Below are 16,989 nucleotides of genomic sequence, written 5' to 3'. Positions count from 1 at the left end.
GTCGGGGTGGCAGGATTCGAACCTGCGACCTCCGCGTCCCAAACGCGGCGCGATAACCGGGCTACGCTACACCCCGAGATGGTTATCAAAATTATATGTCTCTCAACATATCGTTGCGGAGAGACAGGGATTCGAACCCTGGGTACCCTTGTTAGGGTACGACGATTTAGCAAACCGCTCCTTTCGGCCACTCAGGCACCTCTCCAGTAATTCTTCAATGAACTTTCGCTCTCAATAGCGGATGCAAATGTATAAGTATAACTGGTTTTACACAACTATTTTTTATCTTTTTTTAAATAAAAATTCAGACCACTGTTACTCAGGATATTCCACACGCAAATGATAAATGTTAATTAGCTTTTGTTTAAAGATTTTCTTGATTGTTTCTATTTCTTTAAACGTAATATCTGCATTCAAAAATTGATTTGCCTTCATTTGACCCGAAATTATCTTATCTACGAATTCATCAATAATCAAAAATGTAGGGTCCTTTAAACTTTTAGATGCTGCCTCTACCGAATCTGCCATCATTAAAATTGCCGTTTCTCTAGAGAAGGGTAATGGCCCTGGGTATCTAAAATCTTCTTCAATTACTTCTCCTTCTAGATCTTTTTGCTTTTTATAGAAGTAATAAACCAAGGTTGTACCATGATGCGAACGAATGAAATCTATAATTCTGTCAGGAATATTGTTCTTTCTTGCAATTTCTATTCCTTTGATAACATGGTCAATTATAATTCTAGCACTATCTCTCGGGCTTAATTCATCATGAGGATTAATATTCGTTATCTGGTTCTCCGTAAAGAAAGTAGGTTCATTCATTTTACCGATATCATGATACAAGGCCCCTACCCTAACCAGCATAGCATTTGCTCCAATTTCATTTGCTGCAGCCTCGGCTAAATTTGCCACTTGTAAAGAATGATGAAATGTACCTGGAGCTTTATTGGAAAGTTCTTTTAGCAACTTAGAATTAGTATCTGAAAGCTCTAACAGGGATACATCAGAAACAAGACCGAATACTTTTTCATAGATATAAATCAATGGCTGTACGAATAGAGTTATCATACCATTCAATAGAAAAAGTCCTAAAGTATACCACTCGATATCACTTAAATCACCCTCATGAATAGTATGGAAAGCCAAATAGGCTATAATATAAATCAATGTTATTTGACCTACACTAACAAATAAATTAGCTCTCTTATAAAGTTCAGATACTGTTAGAATAGTTACTATGCCCGTAATTATCTGAAGAAAAATATATTCAAAACTATTTGGAACGACAAAACCTAAAATCAAAACCGCTAGTACATGTACAAAAAGACCTAATCTAGCATCGAAAAAAGTTTTTAAAATTAATGGTAGAATACACAATGGCACTACAAAAACCAATTGATCATTATACTTTATAACCATTGTAGTTATAAACACCATCAACAGTATATTGAAAAATATGAATGTAACTTTTACATTATTATCGTAAACCGTCTTTCTATATTTTTTAAGAAATAAGAAAAGCATTATTAATACTAGTGCAACTAGTACTGTATACCCAATTAAGATGTAGTAGTAATTATTTGCAGTCCATAGTTCCGATTCGTATTCAGCTTTTAATGATTCTAAAACTTTTAAGTTTTCTGCTTCTACAACTTCCCCTTTCGCGATTATTAATCGGCCTTGATCAACCGTACCCCTAGTATATGATAATTTCGACAAAGCTTCGTCCCTTGCTTTTTGAGTCAGATTATTATCGAAGCTTACATTTGGGGTTATTAAATCAAAAAAGAGCGATTGCGTTTCATTTATAAAAATTGATAGATTATTATCTTCTAAAACCCTAGCCACTAAGTCATTAATCTCGTTGACCCTATAAAAATCTGTAACCCTTACTTTGCTCGCTTCATTACCCTTAACAAGGTAAATAAAACTGCTCTGTATTTGTTTTCCTTTATTTTGTAATATTCCATTACTGTAAATTGAATCTAAAATCGCCTTTGAGAATCTCTCTAGCCGATTTTTCTGATTATTTCTTATTCCGTAATTATTCCATTTTTTATCAAATTCCTCTTCAAATTTCTCAAGAATACCATCAACTATCTTTTCGTCATAATTATAATATGGAAGCTGGGCACTTTCAATCGACTGTTTTTCTTTTGCTATCTCAGAATCGGTTTTTTTAATAGAAAAATCGAAGGGTGCATATAGATTTTCAAACTGCCAAGGCTTACCTTTTTGAAATTCATACTTAAATTTACCTCCCTTGGGCAAGAAAAAAACTATAAAAGCGACAGCCGCTATATATAGTATATATTTAAAAATTAGTGATTGCTTTTTGTAAAGATTATCCAAAAGAAAAAATTAATAAGTTCATCAAAAATAGAAAATAATAAACTGATAATCAGTAATTGAAATGATATCCCTTTTGGTTGCTATAGAATTTAGTAATTTCGTCAAATCAAAAAAAAATAAAACATGAAAGAGGTTGTAATTGTTTCAGCTGTGAGAACACCTATCGGAAGCTTTATGGGTGGATTATCTACAATACCTGCTCCAAGATTGGGTGCTATCGCAATTGAGGGCGCATTGAAGAAAATAAATTTAGATCCTTCACTGGTAAACGAAGTTCTTATGGGCAATGTTGTTCAGGCAGGAACAGGTCAAGCACCTGCTAGACAAGCTGCAATATTTGCCGGCATTCCAAATACAGTGCCCTGTACAACTATTAATAAAGTATGCGCATCTGGCATGAAAGCCGTAATGCAAGGTGCACAAGCAATCGCTTTAGGCGATGCCGATATTGTAGTCGCAGGCGGTATGGAAAACATGAGCCTTATACCACACTATGTTCAAATGAGAACAGGTACCAAATTTGGCCCATCAACATTAATCGATGGCATGCAAAAAGACGGTTTGGTCGACGCTTATGACGATAATGCTATGGGTGTCTGTGCTGATGCATGTGCCGCTAAATATGATTTCAGTAGAGAAGATCAAGATGCATATGCAATTCAATCTTACACAAGATCTTCTAAAGCATGGGAAACTGGAAAATTCGATAAGGAAGTTATTCCTGTTGCGGTACCTCAAAGACGTGGAGAACCCATAATAATCGCAAAAGATGAGGAGTTCACTAATGTATTCATGGATAAAATTCCAAATTTAAGACCTGCGTTTTCAAAAGATGGCACTGTTACTGCAGCAAATGCATCAACTATTAATGACGGAGCCGCTGCGTTGGTTTTAATGAGTAAAGAAAAAGCTAATGAATTAAATTTAAAACCATTAGCTATTATAAAAAGTTATGCAGATGCAGCTCATGAACCAGAATGGTTTACAACTGCCCCTGCCAAAGCATTACCAAAAGCCTTAGCCAAATCTAAAATATCAATTGAAGAAATTGATTTTTTTGAATTTAATGAAGCGTTTTCTGTGGTTGGTCTTGCAAATATGAAATTATTAGGACTAAATGATAGCAATGTTAATGTTAACGGAGGTGCTGTTTCACTGGGTCATCCCTTAGGTTGTTCTGGGGCTCGAATACTTATTACATTAATGAACGTGTTGGAACAAAATAACGCTAAACTCGGTGCTGCTGCAATTTGTAATGGTGGCGGTGGCGCTTCGGCAATCATTATTGAAAGGGTTTAAGAGCATAAAAAAATTGCATAACATACGGTATTTGTCACTTAAGAATTATTCCAGTGAGAAGCTCCCCCCGATGAAGTTTCGGAAATGGTTACCCAATTTTTGTTCGGCGAACATTTTAAGATTTTAGAGTCCCGTAAAAAATGGTCTAGAATAAAAACAATATTGAGAAAATCCAAAGATTGGATTATGAACAGTCAATTGACTTTTATTTAAGACGAAGAATTTGAAGCGCTTCAACAAAATAAACAACCTAAATATGTTGCTGACCTTATTACTTTCCTAAAGGAAAGAAATCAAAGTTTAATACCAATAATTATTGGGTCAAGTACACAAGAAACCCCATCTCTTCATACTAATTTTAATGGAAGCGTTAGTAATGGATTTCAGTCAAAGGATATACTCATAAAGACATCTTTACGTTATCTTAATTCTCCAAAAATAAAAGGAAGCCGGTCTCCTTTTGAAATAGATAGTGCCAGCTTTATTCAAATGGTTTATAAAATAAATGATTATAATCTTATACGAACAGCTAAAAAGCAATCTACACAAAGCGAAGTACTTAGTTTTGCAGAAGAAAGTAAGGCAAGAGATTTAGCATTTTTCGACAACGCTAGCAAAGTAATAGACCATGTAGACATTATAATGGACAACAACTATGTTAAACATGTAAACGGAAAGGTAAGAGTCGACCGATTAGACCATACAGGTATATTTAAAAACGACCTGAGAACATACACCCTTCAACTTAAGGTTATTAAAAAAATAACATAAAAAAAGGCCCTTTTCAGGGCCTTTTAAATTAAATAAGGAAATTAGATTACTCACCTAACATCTTTTTCATTTTTAAAAAGTTTTCATTATCACCCATAGCTCCATAAATATTCTTAAGCTGAATCATAATGTTTTCATTTTCAGGACTATTTTTTAAAGCTTCTTCCAAAACATCTGCACCTTGCCTAAAGAAACTATCTTTTTTCTCTTTAAGCTCATCATACTTTGCGATATCTGCTCTAGAGTTACCTAAAGAATTCATATCATCGATCAGTGCATTACCTTCGTTTACATAGGTAGTTGAAAGGTTTAAATAAGCATTTGTATACTTTGGATCAATTTCGATTGCTTTATTATAAGAAACTCTAGCATCTTCATAATTCTCTTGCTCCATGCTTATTACACCAACATTGTAGTGAAGGTCAGCATTATCAGGAGCCAATGCGATAGCTTCAGCCATTAATTCCTTAAACTTATCTTTATTTCCTTGATTGAAATATAAATTTGCCTCATTAAGAATAAGATTTACATCTTCAGGATCATTTTTTCTAGCTGCTTGGTAAGCTTCCAAAGCTTTCTCGTCCTGACCTAATTGAGTATAAATCAATGCAGTATTTTTAACAATCTCTGCTTTTTTGGATGGAGTTTTCTCATCTATGGGATCCGTATAGCTCCCAGATTTAATCATAAGATCACGTTGAAGCTTATCCATCTCCTCTACTTCACCTGAAGCTGTATTGGTAGCCTTATATACAACCCCGCTACCATCATAACCTACTTCTTGTAGTTTATTATAGTAATCTAAAGCCATTTCATAGTGACCTCCATTCACAGCACTACCTGCTGCATAATACAAATAAGAAGTGTCTTTAGGACTAAGGGTGTAGCTCATATACAACTTCTCAGCTGCTTCCTTGAATTTTTTATTTCCATTATCGCTAACCGCTGAGTTTACCAAATCAGCAGTTAATGAAGCCATATATTGATTAGTTTCACCAGTATATTTTTGCTTACCAGATTTTTCTTCAATCTCAATGACTTTCTTAAAAGATGTTGCAGATTTCTCAAATGCATCATTATTTCCCTTTTTAGCTAAATCACTATAAATTTTACCTTTAGTAAAGTAATACTGAGCCTGTAGCTTTTCATCGGCAGATGTAATCGTACCTGAAGCCGCTTCGATAGCTGTTTGAGCTGCAGCCGAATCCCCATCCTTCAATGCTTTTTCAGCCTCTTTTATTTCATTCTTTTGCGCAAAACCGACCATTGTAAATGTAAATGCTGCGACAAGTAAAAACCTATTTTTCATTTTAATTATATTAATTATTAGTGTTTAAAATTTAGATCATTTATTCTTCTGAAACATCTGATTCATCAGTATCAATCTCCGTGCCATTTTCAGTATCTACCTCAATGTCTAGTATTTCTGATTCTTCTAAATCATCTTCCTCTTTCATTACCTTAGCAACAGCGGCTATAGAGTCATTACCTTTAATGTTTATCAATCTAACACCCTGTGTTGCTCTACCCATTACACGCAAGTCTTCTACGCTCATACGAATCGCAATTCCAGATTTGTTAATAATCATCAAATCATCTGAATCGGTAACATTCTTAATAGCAACCAACCCACCCGTCTTTTCGGTAACACTGATTGTCTTAACACCTTTACCTCCTCTATTGGTAACCCTATAATCTTCTATACTTGAACGTTTACCATAACCTTTTTCAGATACTACTAAAATTTCATCCTCAAAATTATGAACAGAAACCATTCCGATTACTTCATCTTCTTCATTAGCTAAAGTAATACCTCGAACTCCAGATGCATTACGCCCCATTGGCCTCGTCTTACTCTCTTCAAAACGTATTGCCTTACCAGATTTAAGACCTAGAAATATCTCACTTGTTCCTGTTGTCAATTTAGCCTCTAATAACTCATCACCATCACGTACTGTAATAGCATTGATACCATTTTGACGCGGCCTAGAATATTGCTCCAAAGATGTCTTTTTAACAATACCTTTTTTAGTCGCCATAATTACGTAGTGACCATTTACATATTCTTCATCCTTTAAATCTTGCGTACAGATAAATGCTTTTACACAATCGTCTTGCTCAATATTAATAAGATTTTGAATCGCCCTTCCTTTTGAAGTTCGACTACCTTCTGGTATTTCAAAAACCCGCATCCAGAAACATTTTCCTTTTTGCGTAAAGAATAACATGTACTGATGGTTAGTGCCTACAAATAGATGCTCTAGAAAATCTTCATTTCTTGTTGAAGATGCTTTTTGACCTACTCCACCCCTATTCTGAGTTTTGTATTCGGTCAACGGTGTTCTTTTAATATAACCTGCATGAGAAATAGTTATAACCACTTGCTCATCGGGTATCATATCTTCCATGCTAAGGTCTCCACCTGCAAAATTAATTACGGACCTTCTTTCATCACCATATTTATCCTTTATCTCTTGCAACTCATCTTTAATGATTTGCATTCTACGTTCCTTTTTATCAAGAATATCCTTCAAATCTGTAATCAGAAGCATAATCTCATCATATTCTGTTCTAAGCTTATCTTGTTCTAGACCGGTAAGCTGACGTAATCGCATCTCTACAATTGCCTTAGCTTGAATCTCACTTAGCTTAAAGCGTTCAATTAAGTTTGCTCGAGCTTCATCTGCATTGTTTGAAGCCCTGATAATTGCTATAACCTCATCAATATTGTCTGAAGCAATAATCAGTCCTTCTAAAATATGTGCGCGATCCTCTGCCTTTTTCAACTCAAACTGAGTTCGTCTAACCACAACCTCATGGCGATGCTCTACGAAGTAATGAATCATTTCTTTTACATTCAACAATCGTGGCCTTCCATTTACAAGGGCTATATTATTGACGCTAAAAGATGTTTGCAATGCCGTATATTTATACAACATGTTAAGTACTATGTTAGGTATCGCATCTCTTTTTAAGATGTAAACGATTCGCATACCATTACGGTCAGACTCGTCCCTAATATTAGAAATACCTTCAATTTTCTTATCATTGACAAGATCAGCAGTTTTCTTAATCATGTCCGCCTTATTCACCTGATAAGGAATTTCATGAACGATTATGCATTCTCTTCCTTGAACCTCTTCAAAGGTTGCCTTGGCCCGCATCATTACACGTCCTCTACCTGTATGAAAAGCTTCCTTTACGCCATCATAACCGTAAATAATACCACCTGTAGGAAAATCAGGAGCTTTTATATGAGTTATCAACTCATCTATTCCAATGTCATTGTTATCAATATATGCAATAGTTCCGTCAACTACTTCCGATAAATTATGCGGAGGCATATTGGTAGCCATACCAACAGCAATACCAGATGCGCCATTAACCAAAAGGCTAGGCACCCTGGTAGGAAGCACAGTAGGTTCTTTCAAAGAATCATCAAAATTCAATTGATAATCCACGGTCTCCTTTTCTATATCGATAAGCATATCATCTGCTATCTTACGCATACGGGCTTCCGTATAACGCATCGCTGCAGGACTATCACCATCTATAGAACCAAAGTTACCTTGACCGTCTACAAGCATATAACGAAGACTCCACTCTTGAGCCATACGCACCATTGCATCATAAACAGAGGTATCACCATGTGGGTGATACTTACCGAGTACCTCCCCGACAATACGGGCAGATTTTTTATGTGAGCTATTACTTCTAACCCCTAATTCATGCATTCCGAAAAGAACCCTTCTGTGCACTGGTTTTAACCCATCTCTGACATCTGGCAGAGCTCGTGACACTATGACCGACATCGAATAATCGATGTAGGCAGATTTCATTTCATCTTCAATATTAATAGGTATCAATTTTTCACCGTCAGCCATTTAAAATCTTCTGTTTTTTAATTAGTAAAAAAGCATGCCAATATACTTAAATCCTAGGCGTTTCAAGAATAAGTAGATTTAATAATATGAATTTTTATTAACAGTCGACTTTGAAATGTTAATTTTAATGATATACGCTCATTTTTATACGTAGAACCCCACATTTCGTGGGTTTTACAATAACTTTAACGATTATAGGTATGGTATTTGCCATTGATTGGATGAGATTTAGTAATTTTATAGTAGATAATATAGTATATGGATGATAATTTTTCCCCAAGAGTAAAGGATGTAATTGCTTATAGCAAGGAGGAAGCATTGCGACTTGGTCACGATTTTATCGGTACTGAGCACTTAATGTTAGGGCTCCTTAGAGATGGAAACGGGAAGGCTATTAGCATTTTAGATGCTTTAGAGGTTGATTTGGAGCACTTAAGAAGAAAAGTTGAAATTCTCAGCCCTTCAAATCCAAACGCCAACGGTGTTCAAAAAGACAAAAAGAACTTACATTTAACAAGACAAGCTGAACGCGCACTAAAAACAACCTTTTTAGAAGCCAAACTTTTTCAGAGCTCTTCGATAAATACAGCTCACCTTTTACTTTGTATTTTAAGGAACGAAAATGACCCAACTACAAAACTTTTACATAAGTTGAAAGTAGATTATGATAGTGTAAAGGAACAGTTCAAATTTATGATAACAAGTGACGACGATATGGTAGATGGCCCAACGGCCGAATCTTTCCCCAGTGATTCTGATGAAACATCTGAAGGTAAAGAAAGTACCTTTGGCGCTACTTCAGGCCAAAAAGGAACCAAAAAATCTAAAACCCCTGTACTGGATAATTTCGGAAGAGATCTTACCCAAATGGCAGAAGAAAACAAATTAGATCCTGTTGTTGGTCGCGAGAAAGAAATTGAGCGTGTTTCTCAGATTCTTAGTCGTAGAAAAAAGAACAATCCGTTATTGATTGGTGAACCCGGAGTTGGCAAAAGTGCTATAGCCGAAGGGCTTGCACTACGAATTATCAATAAAAAAGTTTCAAGAATTCTTTATAATAAAAGAGTTGTAACACTTGATCTAGCTTCTTTAGTTGCTGGCACTAAGTATCGTGGTCAGTTTGAAGAACGCATGAAAGCTGTTATGAATGAACTTGAAAAAAATGACGATGTAATATTGTTTATTGATGAAATTCATACCATAGTCGGTGCAGGCGGTGCGACAGGAAGTTTAGATGCCTCAAATATGTTCAAACCTGCTTTGGCAAGAGGAGAGATTCAATGTATCGGCGCGACTACCTTAGACGAGTATAGACAATATATCGAAAAAGATGGGGCGTTAGAAAGACGTTTTCAAAAAGTGATTGTTGAACCGACTACCGTAGATGAGACAATTGAGATATTACATAACATTAAAGGCAAATACGAAGACCATCATAATGTAACTTACACTGATGAGGCAATTGAAGCATGTGTCAAGTTGACAAATAGATACATGACAGATCGCTTTTTACCTGACAAGGCTATAGATGCTCTTGACGAGGCAGGATCACGTGTACACATTGTAAATATGGACGTTCCAAAACAAATTCTTGAATTGGAAAAGAAATTGGAAGATGTTCGTGAACTAAAAAATAGCGTAGTTAAAAAACAAAAATATGAAGAGGCTGCAAAATTGCGCGACGATGAAAAAAGCCTAGAAAAAGAACTTGCCATCGCTCAAGAGCGTTGGGAAGATGATAGCAAACTGAATAAAGAAACAGTAAGTGAAGATAATGTCGCCGATGTTGTTTCCATGATGAGTGGCATACCTGTTAACAGAATTGCTCAAACAGAGAGCAACAAATTAGCTGGTTTACCAGAGCTGATTAAGTCTAACGTTATTGGTCAAGACGAAGCTGTTGCAAAAGTGTCTAAAGCTATACAACGTAATAGAGCTGGACTTAAAGACCCAAATAAGCCAATCGGTTCATTTATATTTTTAGGACAAACAGGAGTTGGTAAAACTCAGTTAGCCAAAGTATTGGCTAAAGAACTTTTTGACTCAGAAGATGCACTTATACGAATTGACATGAGTGAGTATATGGAGAAATTTGCCATCTCAAGATTGGTTGGTGCACCTCCAGGATACGTAGGTTACGAAGAAGGTGGTCAATTGACAGAGAAGGTTAGAAGAAAACCATATTCCGTAATCTTATTAGATGAAGTTGAAAAAGCGCATCCCGATGTGTTCAATATGCTTTTACAAGTATTGGATGATGGCTATTTAACAGATAGTCTTGGTCGTAAAATCGATTTCAGAAATACAATCATCATAATGACATCAAATATTGGTGCTAGACAATTAAAAGACTTTGGTCAAGGTGTTGGTTTTGGTACAGCGGCAAAAAAATCTCAAGAAGATTCGCATCAAAAAGGAGTTATTGAAAATGCTCTTAAAAAAGCATTCGCTCCTGAATTTTTGAATAGAATTGATGACGTAATTGTTTTTAATGCTTTAGAAAGAGAGCATATTCACCAAATTATTGATATCGAACTTGCTAAACTGTATAAAAGAATTAAAGATATAGGTTATCATTTAAATCTTTCAGACAGCGCAAAAGATTATATTGCTGAGAAAGGTTTCGATAAGCAATACGGAGCAAGGCCTCTTAAAAGAGCAATACAGAAATATATTGAAGATGCTTTAGCAGAAGAGATCGTGAATTCAAAACTTAAGGAAGGAGATACTATATTCATCGACCTTGACCAAAAGAGTGAAGAATTGACTATTAAAATTGAAAAAACGGAAGAAGAAACGCCTAAAACTTAGTGTTATTCAGAAAATAGCTTACTTTAAAAAGGAGTCCTAAGTTGGGCTCCTTTTTCGTACATTGAATTTTTAATTGTAAGAAATCAAATACAGGAAACACCGGCCATACGCAGTATGAACGATATTTTAGCGTTTAGACTAATAATTTATCAGAAAATTAAAGTTCAATTTACTTTCGCTTTAGACACACTATATTAATACAAAGAGAATGAAAATTGGCCCCTCCAAAAAGAAGAAAGTAATTGTACGAGAGTACGAGTTAGAAGTAGGGAAAATTCAAGTATTTGAAAATTACATGGTATCCATCTTTGATGAAGGAGCTACTCTAACCCTTGAAAGGGCATATCAAATAATCGGCATATCAGAAATTCATTTTAGAGATAAAAATTTCGGATTCATAAGTCTTCGTAAAAATTCATTCGCAATTGATCCTACCATCTATAACTATTTAAAGCAACTAGATAACCTTAAAGCATTTGCTATCGTTTCGGTTAAAGAAATAGATATGCATAACTTTAAGATTGAAAAATTGTTTTACAAAAAGCCCATGAAGTTTTTTATAGAATACGACAATGCTCTCAGATGGGTTAAAAGAAGAGTTAATTCTTAATCCCTTTCAAAATTTACATTAAACTGAAATAAATTATTGTTCGCTCGGTTCTTCAGTTATAGGGTGTTCAGGCATTTTGAATAAATCGAGATAAGCGCTTCCTATACTTTCTATGAGATTAGACGCCACTAAAGATTGGTAACCCGTACTTTCTACAGCTATATCGCCAGCTTTACCATGTAAGTAAACTCCAAATATAGCAGCATTCAATGCAGAATATCCTTGAGCTCTCAATCCGGTTATTACTCCAGTTAACACATCACCACTACCAGCGGTTGCCATACCAGGATTACCTGTGGTATTCACGTAGCCTTTATCATTCTGCACAACTATAGTATGCGCTCCTTTTATCACTACAATACATTTAAATTTCTTGCTGAACTCCTTTACCTTATCCAACTTTTCAAAATCATCTTCCCAAGCTCCTATCAATCTCTCCAACTCTTTGGGATGAGGAGTTAAAATGGTATTTTCTGGGATTTTCTTTAACAACGACTTGTTTTTTGAAAGAATATTAAGGGCATCTGCATCAAGCACCAATGGCTTTTTATTCTTATTTAAAAAATAAGCAAAACCAGTAACAGTTTTATCGTTCGTACCCATACCAACTCCTATTCCGACAATGGTAGGCTCCATATCAAATCCTATGTTTTCAAGCATATCCACATTAGAATCTGTTAACACCATGACTTCTGGCAAAGAAGTCTGCAGAATAGAATACCCTATTTTTGGAACATAGGCAGTCACCAATCCGCTACCTGCTTTTAAGGCTGCACTTGCTGCTAAACAAACAGCGCCCATTTTACCATAACTACCTCCAACTATAAGAGAATGCCCATAAGAACCTTTGTGAGCATACTTTTCACGTGGCTTATAAACACGCAACGCTTCATTTTTGCCGATTAGCTCAAAGTCAGTTTCAGTAGTCTCTAAGTATTCTGGGTCTAAACCTATATCCAATACCTCCCATTGTTCTATAAATGGTCCAGTTTGAGGTAAAAAGAAAACCAATTTAGGGCTTTGAAAAGTCAGCACAAAATTAGATTTTATAATAGCTTCCAAATTTTCTGGGCCTTGGTCGGTGAACAAACCTGACGGAATATCAATAGACAAAATAAAAGCCTCAGACTTATTTAAATTCTGAATAATTTCAACAACCCAATCATCGGGCGTTCTATTTAGTCCTATGCCAAAAATACCATCAACAATAATGTCATCTTTCCCTATTTTAGGGAACTCATCATCTGAGCTAATGAAACTTGGCCAACATTTTCTTGTTTTTAATCTTTCTAGATTTATTAAAAAATCTTTAGAACGTCGTTCACTATAATTTATAACATAAACTGATATATTATAACCATGATCCAATAGATGGCGAGCCAGAGCTATTCCATCACCCCCATTATTTCCAATACCACAGAATAAATGAATTTTTACCGGAGCACCTTGTATATGCAAATGAATCCAATTAAATAACTGTAATGCAGCACGTTCCATTAATTCATCACTAACTATCTTTTCTTTTTCAATAGAAATTCGATCTGCTTTATAAATCTGTTTTGCACTATATAATTTCATTCTTAATTTATTTTACTGCTAAAAATTAACGATTCCGTAAAAAATTGTGCAATCATTTGATAGAGTTATCAAATGTACTACTTTTGGCGCTCAACCATTAGTATTATGGACTGCGATAAGACAGGCATAAATTTCGATATTACTTCACTTACCAATTTTAATGGTACTACGACCACATGGTTTACCCCTTGGGGTTCATAACGATATTTTTCCGTCTCTGTGTTTAATTACACCATTTCTTAAATAAAAAGTCAATATTTCAATAGCATGAAAGTTCTAAAATTTGGTGGTTCATCTGTAGCCAAACCCGAAACTATAATTAAGATTAAAAATATAATTTCTACCTATGAAGACCAAATTGTATTGGTGGTCTCTGCACTCGGTGGCGTAACTGATTTATTGTTGCAAGCAGGTACAATGGCCTCTTCGCAAGATTTATCTTACAAAAAAGTACTAACCTCTCTTGAAGAAAGACATCTATCAGCAATTAAAGAATTGTTACCAGTTACAGCACAAAGCAAGGTGCTTAGCAAAGTAAAGAGTGAATTTAATGTTTTAGAAACATTATTGGAAGGCGCTTATTTCATTGGTGAAATCACCCCTAAACTTTCTGATAAAATTGTAAGTTATGGTGAACTACTTTCATCTTATATCATCAGCGAATATCTTATTACTGAAAATTTAGATGCCGTATTCAAAGATAGTAGAGACCTTGTAATAACACATAAATTAAGTGGCAAGAATATGGTGAATTTCACCAAAACAAATGCCAATTGTGTAGACTATTTTAATTCATCGCATAAGAAAATTACGGTTTGCCCAGGTTTTATAGCTACATCAGAAGAAGGAGTTTCTACTACTTTAGGCAGAGGAGGTTCAGATTATACTGCAGCTATATACGCTGCAGCTATTGATGCTGAAATCTTAGAAATTTGGACAGATGTGAGCGGCATGTATACTGCCAATCCTAAAATGGTAAAACAAGCCAAAGCAATTCCACATATATCATATGAGGAAGCTATGGAATTGTCTCATTTTGGTGCAAAAGTACTTTACCCACCTACTATTCAACCGGTATTATCAAAAGGAATTTCGATAGTAATAAAGAATACATTTAGTCCTGATGAAGTTGGAACATTGATTACCAAATCTAAAAACGAAAAAGGCAAAACCGTGAGAGGTATTAGTCATATCGGAAATATAGCTTTGTTATCTTTGGAAGGACCTGGAATGGTTGGAATACCTGGTATATCTAAACGTTTTTTTGAAGTGTTATCTCAGGCAGATATTAGTGTCGTACTTATTACCCAAGCTTCTTCTGAACATTCTATTTGTGTTGGCATCTCTGCTGATGATGTTGAAAAAGCAGTAAGTATTGTTAACGAAGCTTTTGAGTATGAAATTGAAAGGGGGCGTATAAAACAAGTTATACCTGAAAAGGATTTAGCAATTGTAGCACTTGTTGGTGATAATATGAAAAGCCACCAGGGGTTAAGTGGTAAAATGTTCAGTACGCTTGGAAAAAACAACGTGAATATTCGAGTAATTGCACAGGGAGCTTCAGAAAGAAACATATCTTGTATCATCGACGAAAAGGATGTAAAAAAAGCCTTGAATGCATTACATGAAGAATTCTTCGAGGAAAATATAAAGCAACTAAACCTATTTGTAATGGGTGTTGGTAATGTTGGAGCAAAATTCTTAGAACAAATAAAAGAGCAACGTAAATTCTTAAAAGAGAATTTAAAATTAAACATTAGGGTTATTGGCATGTCCAATTCTCGAACAATGGTTTTTGATGAGAAAGGAATAGACCTGAATGATTGGCAATCAAAATTGGCCCAAGGAGAGAAAGCTGATAAAATTAAATTTTTAGAATTGGTCAACACCTTAAATTTTAGAAATAGTATTTTTGTTGATAATACGGCCAGCGAAGAAGTTTCCAATACCTATAGTGAGTATTTAGGCAACAGCATATCAGTTGTTACTTGTAACAAGATTGCTTGCTCTTCGGCCTATGAAAATTATTCAAACCTAAAATCATTGGCTAGAACCTATAATGCCCCATTTTTATTTGAAACTAATGTGGGAGCTGGTTTGCCTATTATTGATACTTTAAAACATTTAATAGCATCTGGCGATAAGATTCTAAAGATTCAGGCGGTGCTATCTGGTAGTTTAAATTTTGTTTTTAATAATTTTAATGAGAACACCACCTTTCATGATGTTGTAAAACAGGCTCAAGAAGAAGGTTATACCGAACCAGACCCTAAAATAGATTTAAGTGGTGTAGATGTAATGCGGAAAATATTGATTTTAGCAAGGGAAAGCGGTAATGAATTAGAAATAAGCGACATTAAAAACAATCCATTTTTACCTGAAGAGAGTTTAAATACTCACAACAATGAAGATTTTTTCGCCTCTTTGACAAAAAATGAATCCCATTTTCAATCTTTATTTTCAAGTGCTAAAAAGGCAAATAGCAAATTAAAATATGTAGCTCAATTTAATGAAGGTCAGGCAAGCGTAGGTTTACAAGAAATACCAAAAGGGCATGACTTCTACAACCTTGAAGGTAGTGATAACATAGTGCTTTTTTACACGAAAAGGTACCCACAACAACCTTTAATTATTAAGGGTGCTGGTGCTGGTGCTGCTGTAACAGCTTCCGGAATTTTCGCAGATATTATTAGAATAGGTAACTTTTAAGATGAAAAATCAATTTACAAAATGAACCAAAACGAAATAAAGGTTTTTTGCCCTGCAACAGTAGCAAATATTTCATGTGGCTTTGATGTTCTTGGTGTTGCTTTAGATTCGGTCGGTGATGAAATGATTGTTAGAAAAGTTCCACAAAAAGGAATTCAAATCACAAAAATATCGGGACAAAATTTACCCAAAGAAACATTGAACAATGTAGCAGGTGTTGCTGGCAATGCATTTCTATTGGCCGCTGATTACGATGGCGGATTTGAAATTGAAATCAATAAAAAAATAAAGCCTGGTAGTGGCATAGGTAGCAGTGCAGCTAGTTCTGCCGGTGCAGTTTGGGCTATGAATCATCTTCTAGAAAATCCTTTCAATAAAACCGAGTTAGTGAAATTTGCCATGGAAGGCGAACGACTGGCCAGTGATGTTGCCCATGCCGATAATGTAGCTCCTGCCCTTTTCGGCGGCTTCACACTTGTGCGAAGTTATAATCCATTGGATATTATAACCATACCTGCACCATCTGAATTATATGTAACCATAATTCATCCACAGATTGAAATAAAAACTTCCGATTCTCGAAAAATATTAAAGACTACCATTTCAATGGAAACAGCAATAAAACAATGGGGAAATGTTGGCGGACTTGTAGCTGGATTGTTTAAGGAAGATTATCAACTAATTGGCCGTTCATTAGAAGACCACATAGTAGAGCCAATTCGCTCTATCTTGATACCAGGTTTTGATGAAGTTAAAAAAGTATCATTAGAAGCAGGTGCTATAGGCTCAGGCATATCGGGGTCAGGGCCATCAATTTTCGCTTTTAGCAAAGGAAAAGAAACTGCTTTAAAGGTTGGAAATGTAATGAAATCGGTTTACGAAAAAATTGGCATTGCATACGAAATACATGTTTCCAAGGTTAATATGGAAGGCGTAAAACTTTTATAATTTTAGAAATATCACATTAACAACTGT

At 35.1% G+C, this 16,989-nt stretch carries 11 protein-coding genes and 2 tRNA genes; 7 read left to right on the top strand and 6 right to left on the bottom strand.

Annotation, left to right across the window (positions count from 1 at the left end; genetic code table 11):
* Nucleotide 1: 1 nt before the first annotated feature.
* From AACZ49_RS17110 to AACZ49_RS17100, 3 genes are all read right to left on the bottom strand, one after another.
* Nucleotides 2-76: transfer RNA gene (locus tag AACZ49_RS17110), tRNA-Pro, on the bottom strand.
* A gap of 40 nt (nt 77-116) precedes the next feature.
* Nucleotides 117-205 (bottom strand) — tRNA-Ser (locus AACZ49_RS17105).
* A gap of 110 nt (nt 206-315) precedes the next feature.
* Nucleotides 316-2,352 carry an HDIG domain-containing metalloprotein gene (locus AACZ49_RS17100; RefSeq protein ID WP_339657314.1) on the bottom strand — a complete coding sequence of 679 codons (2,037 nt, stop codon included), beginning with the start codon at nt 2,350-2,352 and terminating at the stop codon, nt 316-318.
* 123 nt (nt 2,353-2,475) lie between these two features.
* On the opposite strand from AACZ49_RS17100, the gene AACZ49_RS17095 reads away from it, so the two are divergent.
* The 3 genes from AACZ49_RS17095 to AACZ49_RS17085 all read left to right on the top strand — a co-directional run bounded on the left by AACZ49_RS17095 (nt 2,476) and on the right by AACZ49_RS17085 (nt 4,422).
* Nucleotides 2,476-3,651: an acetyl-CoA C-acyltransferase gene (locus AACZ49_RS17095; RefSeq protein WP_339657313.1), complete on the top strand. Its 1,176-nt coding sequence runs from the start codon at nt 2,476-2,478 to the stop codon at nt 3,649-3,651.
* An 84-nt stretch (nt 3,652-3,735) separates the two neighbouring features.
* The gene (locus AACZ49_RS17090) at nt 3,736-3,864 is read left to right on the top strand and encodes a hypothetical protein (protein ID WP_339657312.1); all 129 of its coding nucleotides are present in this window, start codon (nt 3,736-3,738) and stop codon (nt 3,862-3,864) included.
* Nucleotides 3,865-4,140: 276 nt separating this feature from the next.
* Entirely contained in the window at nt 4,141-4,422 is a 282-nt protein-coding gene (locus tag AACZ49_RS17085; RefSeq protein WP_339657311.1) for an NlpC/P60 family protein, read from the top strand.
* Nucleotides 4,423-4,468: 46 nt separating this feature from the next.
* Here the strand turns inward: AACZ49_RS17085 and AACZ49_RS17080 are convergent, their stop codons facing one another.
* On the bottom strand, nt 4,469-5,731 hold the full coding sequence (locus tag AACZ49_RS17080) for a tetratricopeptide repeat protein (protein WP_339657310.1): 1,263 nt from the start codon (nt 5,729-5,731) through the stop codon (nt 4,469-4,471).
* Between the two features lie 40 nt (nt 5,732-5,771).
* On the bottom strand, nt 5,772-8,306 hold the full coding sequence (gyrA, locus tag AACZ49_RS17075; protein WP_339657309.1) for a DNA gyrase subunit A: 2,535 nt from the start codon (nt 8,304-8,306) through the stop codon (nt 5,772-5,774).
* 258 nt (nt 8,307-8,564) lie between these two features.
* Here gyrA and AACZ49_RS17070 point away from each other — a divergent pair, with 258 nt between their 5' ends.
* Complete coding sequence (locus AACZ49_RS17070; protein WP_339657308.1) at nt 8,565-11,117, top strand: ATP-dependent Clp protease ATP-binding subunit; 2,553 nt, start codon at nt 8,565-8,567, stop codon at nt 11,115-11,117.
* Nucleotides 11,118-11,325: 208 nt separating this feature from the next.
* Nucleotides 11,326-11,727, top strand: a complete 402-nt coding sequence (locus AACZ49_RS17065) for an STAS/SEC14 domain-containing protein (protein WP_339657307.1) — start codon at nt 11,326-11,328, stop codon at nt 11,725-11,727.
* A gap of 33 nt (nt 11,728-11,760) precedes the next feature.
* On the opposite strand, the gene AACZ49_RS17060 is transcribed toward AACZ49_RS17065, so the two are convergent.
* Nucleotides 11,761-13,305 carry an NAD(P)H-hydrate dehydratase gene (locus tag AACZ49_RS17060; RefSeq protein ID WP_339657306.1) on the bottom strand — a complete coding sequence of 515 codons (1,545 nt, stop codon included), beginning with the start codon at nt 13,303-13,305 and terminating at the stop codon, nt 11,761-11,763.
* 267 nt (nt 13,306-13,572) lie between these two features.
* On the opposite strand from AACZ49_RS17060, the gene thrA reads away from it, so the two are divergent.
* Nucleotides 13,573-16,014: a bifunctional aspartate kinase/homoserine dehydrogenase I gene (gene thrA / locus AACZ49_RS17055; protein ID WP_339657305.1), complete on the top strand. Its 2,442-nt coding sequence runs from the start codon at nt 13,573-13,575 to the stop codon at nt 16,012-16,014.
* Between the two features lie 21 nt (nt 16,015-16,035).
* Nucleotides 16,036-16,962, top strand: coding sequence for a homoserine kinase (locus AACZ49_RS17050; RefSeq protein WP_339657304.1), 927 nt, complete (start codon nt 16,036-16,038; stop codon nt 16,960-16,962).
* Nucleotides 16,963-16,989: the final 27 nt, after the last annotated feature.

The organism is uncultured Maribacter sp. (genome assembly GCF_963975365.1).
Classification (GTDB): Bacteria; Bacteroidota; Bacteroidia; order Flavobacteriales; family Flavobacteriaceae; genus Maribacter.
This window is presented reverse-complemented; position numbering and strand designations above follow the sequence as displayed.